Source organism: Mediterranea sp. ET5 (assembly GCF_023337025.1).
Taxonomy (GTDB): Bacteria; Bacteroidota; Bacteroidia; order Bacteroidales; family Bacteroidaceae; genus Phocaeicola_A.
The window spans coordinates 1-7,474 of sequence record NZ_JAMBLN010000037.1 but is presented as its reverse complement, the minus strand read 5'-3'; the positions used below and the strand labels follow the sequence as shown (position 1 = coordinate 7,474).

Annotated in this window: 3 protein-coding genes; all 3 read left to right on the top strand. The window is 59.6% G+C overall.

Features of this window, described 5'->3' with window-relative positions:
• Positions 1 to 668 precede the first annotated feature (668 nt).
• From M3087_RS14215 to M3087_RS14205, 3 genes are read left to right on the top strand one after another with little or no spacing between them, the layout of a single operon-like run.
• Positions 669 to 3,908 (top strand): SusC/RagA family TonB-linked outer membrane protein, encoded by a 3,240-nt coding sequence (locus tag M3087_RS14215; protein ID WP_249096827.1) that lies wholly within the window; start codon positions 669 to 671, stop codon positions 3,906 to 3,908.
• 21 nt (positions 3,909 to 3,929) lie between these two features.
• Positions 3,930 to 5,741: a RagB/SusD family nutrient uptake outer membrane protein gene (locus M3087_RS14210; protein ID WP_249096824.1), complete on the top strand. Its 1,812-nt coding sequence runs from the start codon at positions 3,930 to 3,932 to the stop codon at positions 5,739 to 5,741.
• A 12-nt stretch (positions 5,742 to 5,753) separates the two neighbouring features.
• A complete protein-coding gene (locus M3087_RS14205) occupies positions 5,754 to 7,280 on the top strand; it encodes a DUF5123 domain-containing protein (RefSeq protein WP_249096822.1) in 1,527 nt (508 codons plus the stop codon).
• Positions 7,281 to 7,474: the final 194 nt, after the last annotated feature.

The following is a 7,474-nucleotide window of genomic DNA, read 5'->3' as shown; positions in this document are numbered from 1 at the left end:
CCACGCTCAAAAGCACCTGTGATTGGCTTCGTACGGACGAACGACTACCGTCGTACCGACGTGTCCGCACCGTCGTACCGACGCGTCCGTACGAAAACACCCACCGGTCCCCATTTTTTAGAGACCGAAGAGGCACGATTTCCGATGTGTGAAATTGCGTCCATCCGTGTGAAAAGACCGACGGAAGGGAACACAGGAAGAAGAAAAGGATACAGAAGGAAAGGAAAACGACGAAAACTCCGTCAATGTAAAAAACACAAACCGCCCGAAAATTCCTTTCCCGGTCACCAATCCGTATTTTGGTGCAACCACGGGCATTCTCAGGCGATTCATTTGACGTTTTGACAAAATGACACAACCGTTCCTCCCCGTCCACAAAACATTTCTCAAAATGTAGGGGCGACCGGTCTGGTCGCCCGGTCCAACAAACGAAAACGCCCGTCGCACCCGTCTGCCACGTAAAAAGTGTTATATAACATGGTGTTTTGTTTCGTATGATACAAATAGTCCACCAAAACGAGCGAATAGTCCACCGCGTATTAAGCCTTTTTCAGTAATTTTGCCTTCGCTCTTTTAAACTTTGTTGCCGTGCGGAAACGTCGGCAGGAGAACGGAAGGGCACTTTACAGAACATAAAGTCTAATATCTAAAAACAAATTTTGCTTATGATGAACCAGTATGTTCATGCAAGACGATGGGCAGTGACCCTGTTGATGGGGCTCGTCTGCCTGTTCGCTTTCGCACAGGGGCAGAACGTGACGGGTACGGTGACGGACCCGGCGGGCGAGCCGCTGATTGGCGTCAGCGTACAAGTGAAGGGTGCCAAGACCGGCGCCATAACGGATTTCGACGGCAACTTCAAGCTCGCGAACGTGCCCGCGGGGAGTGTGCTCGTCTTTTCGTACATCGGGTACTTGTCCCAGGAAATCCCCGTGGAGAAGGGTAAAAATGCTCCACTGAACGTAGTCCTGCGCGAGGACGCACAGAACCTTGAAGAGGTGGTCGTAATCGGATACGGCTCTGTGAAAAAGAAGGACATCACCGGGTCCGTTGCCACGGTCGACGCAGAGGCGTTGGTGGGCGTTCCGGTGGCTTCCGCCGTCGAGGCGATGCAGGGCAAGCTCGCCGGCGTGCAGATTACCACGACGGAAGGTTCGCCCGATGCGGAAATGAAGATCCGAGTCCGCGGTGGCGGCTCCATCACCCAGAGCAACGACCCTCTGTTCATTGTCGACGGATTCCCCGTCGAGTCCATCAGCGACATCCCGGCTACTGACATCGAGGACATCACCGTGCTGAAGGATGCGTCCTCTACTGCCATCTATGGTTCGCGCGGAGCCAACGGCGTCATCATCGTCACGACAAAGAGCGGCAAGGAGGGGAAAATCAGCGTGAACTACAACGCCTACATCTCCTTTAAGAAGCTGGCGGACCGCCTTGACGTCATGGGCGCCGGCGACTACGCACGCTGGCAGTACGAGCTGGCGATGCTGGACAACCAGACGAAGCCCGATGAAATCAATCCCGAGCAGTACAGCAAGTACTTCGGCAACTGGCAGGACATCGACCTCTACGACGATGTCGAGACGAACGACTGGCAGGACATCGTCTTCGGTCGCACGGGCCACACGTTCAATCACAGCCTGAGCATAACAGGCGGCTCGGAGAAGATGAAGTTCTCGTTCAACTACGCACACATCGACGACAAGGCCATCATGCAGATGTCCGACTTCGTCCGCGACAACCTCAGTCTCAAGCTCAACGTGAATCCGGTCAAGAACGTCGACCTCGACTTCTCCGTCCGCTATGCCAAGCGCAAGGTGAACGGCGGCGGCATGAACGAGCAGAGCTCCACCTCGTCGAGCGACGCCCGCCTGAAGCACGCCATGATTTACACGCCGTTCCCCGTGGAGGGACTCTCCGACGCATCGGTGGCAGGCGGTGAGACCGACCCGAGCTTCAACCTCTACAACCCCCTGGAGTCCATCCGCGACACCGACCGTCGCCAACGTCGCTCCACACTCAACATGGCAGGCAGCTTCGCCTGGGAAATCTTCAAGGACTTCCGCTTCAAGACGGAGTTCGGATACGACACCTACGACAACCAGGACAACCGCTTCTACGGCCTCTCTACCTATTATGTAAAGAACACACCCACGGAGGAGAACAAGGAGAAGCCTGCCATCATCCTCACGGGCACCGACCGCTCGACCTTCCGTAACACGAACACCGTGAGCTACGACTTTGCCGGCGTGCTGGGCAAGGACAGCCGGCATCACCTCAACCTCATGGCAGGTCAGGAGTACATCATCGAGAAGGAGAAGGTGATGACCAACACCGTCCACGGCTTCCCCACCAGCTTCGACGCCGACGACTGCTTCAAGCTGACGACCCAGGGCGACGCCTATGAAATCAAGGACTTCTACAACCCCAACGATATCCTCCTCTCCTTCTTCGGGCGTGTGAACTACGACTACGACAGCAAGTACCTCTTCTCCGCTACCTTCCGTGCCGACGGCTCCTCCAAGTTCGGCGACGGCAACCAGTGGGGCTACTTCCCCTCAGCCGCCCTTGCCTGGCGTATTTCCGCCGAACCCTTCATGGAGGGCACGCAGGGCTGGCTCGACGACCTGAAGCTCCGCTTCAGCTATGGTACCGCAGGCAACAACAACATCCCGACGGGACTGCTCGTGCAGACCTGGGGCGCCAACACCACCGGATGGCTGAACACCACCTCGTCCTACTGGGCACCGTCGAAGACCATGGCGAACCCGGACCTGAAGTGGGAAACGACCATCACGCGCAACCTCGGCGTCGACTACACCCTCCTGGGCGGACGCCTCAACGGTTCGCTCGAGTACTATTGGAACACGACAAAGGACCTTCTCATCGAATTCCCGACGGCGGGAACGGGCTACGACACACAGTACCGCAACATGGGAGAGACCGAGAACCGCGGCTTCGAGGCGACCGTGAACTATGTCGCCATAAACAAGCCGAACTTCGGACTGAGCTTCAACGCGAACATCGGCTTCAACAAGAACAAGATCAAGTCGCTCGGCATCATGAACGACTTCGGCCAGGACTCCGGATGGGCATCGACCGCCGTGGGCGACGACTACTGGATTGCCGTCGGCGGACAAGTCGGCGAGATGTACGGCTTCCGTCATGACGGACGCTACGAGGTGTCCGACTTCAGCGGCTACGACGAGACCACCCACAAATGGGTGCTGAAGGAAGGGGTTGTCGACGCGTCCAGCGTCATCGGCGACCTGCGTCCCGGCTCCATGAAGCTGAAGGACCTCACGGGCGAGGGCGTGGTCAACACCGACGACCGCGAAATCATCGGCAACGCCAACCCGGTACACTCCGGCGGCTTCGGCATCAATGCACGCGTCTACGACTTCGACCTGACCGCCAACTTCAACTGGAGCTACGGCAACGACGTCTATAACGCCAACAAAATCGAATACACCACCACCGGAGGCAGCAAGTACCGCAACATGCTCACCATCATGGAGAGCGGCAAGCGCTGGACCAACCTCAACGAGGACGGCACGCTCTGCAACGACCCCGAGAAGCTGGCGGCAATGAACGAAGGCACCACCATGTGGTCGCCCTACATGAAGAGCAGCGTGTTCTCCGACTGGGCAGTCGAGGACGGCTCCTTCCTCCGCCTGAGCACGCTGACCCTGGGCTACACCCTGCCCCAGGAGGTGACCCGCCGCGTGAAGATTGAGAGCCTGCGTTTCTATGTCACGGGCTACAACCTCTTCTGCTGGACCGGCTACTCCGGCTTCGACCCGGAAGTGTCCACCCGCCGACAGACCAACCTGACCCCGGGCGTGGACTACTCCGCCTATCCCAAGAGCCGCTCGTTCGTCGTGGGCTTCAACCTGAATTTCTAACCGTTAACCAATCACTGACCTATGAAACTGACAACATACCTCTGTGCGTCGATGCTCCTGTGCTCGGGGGCACTTGCCTCCTGCGACGACATCCTGGACGCACCCTCCATCTCCTCGACCGACGAGACGGTGGTCTTCTCCAGCGTAGACCTGGCGGAAGATGCCGTCATGGGCATCCTGCAGTCGTTTGCCGAGACCAACTCCTACCGCGGACGCTTTCTCGTCTATTACGGAATGAACACCGACCTGGAGTGGTACAACTCGTCGGAGAACACCGGCGACGACAAGGCACGGCTCTCCAACTACAACCCCAACACGACCAACACGCAGATGAACACCGACAACAACGCCTGGGCCAAGTTCTACGAAGGCATCGAACGTGCCAACATGTGCATCCGCGGACTGGAGAACTATGCCGACCTCAAGGACCCTGCCTTCCGGCAGCTGCTGGGCGAGGCGCTGACCCTGCGCGCCGTCTACTACTGTGACCTGCTGAAGGCGTGGGGCGACGTCCCGGCACGCTTCGCTCCCATCACGACCGAGACCATCTACCAGCCCAAGGCGGACCGTGACTCCATCTACGCCCGCCTCATCTTTGACGACCTCAAACGCGCCGAGGAGCTCGTGGCATGGCCCAACGAGACCGCTACCACACGGACGACCGAGCGCGTGAGCAAGGCGTTCGTCAAGGCCCTCCGCTCCCGTCTGGCACTCTATGCCGGAGGCTACTCGCAGCGCAACGACGGCACCATCCGCCTGAGCAACGACCCGCGCCTGGCGCCCGCCGAGATGTACCGGGTGGTGAAAGAGGAGTGCCTCAGCATCATCAATCAGGGCTGCAACCAGCTGGGAGAGTTCGAGGACACCTTCCGCCGGCTCTGTCAGGACGATGTCACCGCGGGCAACGAGTCCATCTGGGAAATTCCCTTCTCAGCCGGACGCGGACGTGTCCTCTTTGACCTGGGCGTGCTCCACAAAGACGTCGACCAGTACACCAAGCAGGCGAAAGGCGGTACCGTCGGCCCCACACCGATTGCCTTCTACAAGTACAACCCGCAGGACAAGCGGCGCAACGTCACCTGTGTCCCCTACTTCTGGGAGAAGGGCGTGCAGGTGCCCAATGCCGTCAACCAATGGTACTTCGGCAAGTACCGCTACGAGTGGATGAACCGCATCGTCACCTCAAGCAATGACGACGGGGTCAACTGGCTCTACATGCGCCTGGCCGACGTCTACCTCATGGCTGCCGAGGCTATCAACGAGCTGGACGGACCGCAGGCGGCAGCTCCTTACCTCAAGCCCATTCTGGACCGCGCACTGCCTGCCGACAAGGCGGAAGCCCGTCTCGCAGCTGCCACCGCCAGCCAGGACGCCTTCCGTGAAGCCATCGTCGAACAACGCGGACTGGAGTTGTGCGGGGAGATGCTGCGCAAGGCGGACCTCATCCGCTGGAACCGCCTGGGAAGCACACTGGAGGCTGCCAAGGCGGAGATGACCCAACTGCTCAACAAGGAGGGCAAGTATGCCGCACTGCCCGACAAGATTTACTACCAGACCGTGACCGGCACGCCCAAGGCGCAGAGCACCGTGTGGGACGTCGTCAAGGCGGGCGAGACCGTCGAAATCTACGGCGTGGAACTGGGACAGACCGACGAGGAAGGTGCCGCACTGGGCTATGCCGAGAACACCTCCTGGGCAGGGAAGAACGACTGGGCAGGCAAGATTGAGGGACTCTACGTCAACAACCCCGACCAGTACCAGTTCTGGCCCATCTGGCAGACGTTTATCGACAATAGCAACGGAATGCTCGTCAACAGCAGCAACTATCAATAAACAGGACAACCTATGAAGAACTATCTGAAACATATAGCCGGATGCCTCCTGCTGGGTGCAGTGGCATCGTGCTCGGACGCTCCCGACGAGCTGACGAGCGTGGATTACGACCGCCTCTTCTCGCCCACGGAGCTGGAGACGCGCGTCAGAAACCAGGTGGACGTGACCGTCTCCTGGAACACCGTCAACAAGGCAACCTCCTACACCGTGGAGCTCTATCAGGGGACCGCCGCCACAGAGACGCCGATGAAGACCGACGAGGTGACGGACGCCACCATCACCTATGAGGGACTCCTGGGCGAGACCGACTACTACGTCCGTGTGAAAGCGCTGGGCGAGGCAATCCCCGAGTCCAAGTGGGTCGGGGCGACCTTCACCACCGGCACGGAACAAATCTTCCAGGCAGTGGCAAATGACGACATCGAGGCGACCCGCGTGACCCTGCGCTGGCCCGCCGGCGAGACAGCCACGACCATCACGCTCACACCGGGCGACATCACCTACCACATCACCCCCGAGGACATCGCTGCCGGTGCCGCCACCATCGACGGACTGACGCCGGAGACCGACTACACCGCCGTGATGAAGAACGGCACCTCCACCCGGGGTACGGTGAGCTTCAAGACAGCCATCGACCTGGGCGGCAAGACACCCGTCGAGGCAGGCGCAGACCTTGTCCAGGCACTGGAGGCAGCACAGGACGGCGACCAGCTGGTCCTGCTCGGGACCTCCTACGAGCTGGGTGAATACGCCCTGACGAAGTCGCTCTCCATCGCCTCCTACGACCGCGCCAACAAGGCGGTCATCAAGGGACGCTTCACCGTGGCGACAGCCGTCGGCTCACTCACACTGACGGACCTCGTGTTCGACGGCGCGGGCGAGACGGACAACCTGCTCGAGCTGACCGACGCCGCCGCCAACCTGGGCACGCTGACCCTCGAGGGCTGCGAGGTGCGCAACATGACGAAGCACATCCTCTATAATAATAAGAAGGGGACCTTCGGCACCATCGCCATCTACAACACGCTCATCGACGGCATCGCCAACAATGCCGGCGACGGATTCGACCTGCGCGGCGGAGCGCTGACGGCACTGACGGTGACGAACTCCACCCTGAGCAACGGCGTCCGCTCGCTCGTCCGCTGCCAGGTGCCTGCCGCCGTCACCTTCCGCAACTGCACCTTCTACAACCTCTGCACCATCGACGACGGCAACAACACCGGACTCTTCCGCGTGGAGAAGAACGGCAGCACCCTCACCGTGGAGAACTGCCTCTTCTACGGCATCGGACTTGCCAACCCCAATAACGCCAACTCCGGCGTATGGGCGCGTGCCGACAAGCTGAAGGCTGCCGAGACCTATGCCAACAACTACTACTTCAACTGCCCGAACCTGTGGGGCAACGCACACGCCGACGACCACGCCACTGTCGCCACGGAGGCTGACCCGAAATTCGCGGACGCCGCCTCCGGTGACTTCACGTTGGGCAACGAAGACCTGACTTACCGGAACGTGGGCGACCCGCGCTGGATAAAATAGACCGACGCACCGTCCCTTCACCGGGCCCCTGTACTGCCCCTCCTGCCCTTTCCTTCACCGGAAGGTCGGGAGGGGCTTTTCTTTGCCTCCCCCTGCTGTTTTTCATCCCTGGTGCAGGTGGGGAATGTTCCGTTTATCAAAACGACACCGTTTCCAGGATATTAACATCATATTTTCCCGATTTGCCGTTTTCG

Bases quoted from the DNA above. Each gene is read 5' to 3' on its own strand.
- M3087_RS14210 (WP_249096824.1), top strand. From the start codon at position 3,930: ATGAAACTGACAACATACCTCTGTGCGTCGATGCTCCTGTGCTCGGGG.
- M3087_RS14215 (WP_249096827.1), top strand. From the start codon at position 669: ATGAACCAGTATGTTCATGCAAGACGATGGGCAGTGACCCTGTTGATG.
- M3087_RS14205 (WP_249096822.1), top strand. From the start codon at position 5,754: ATGAAGAACTATCTGAAACATATAGCCGGATGCCTCCTGCTGGGTGCA.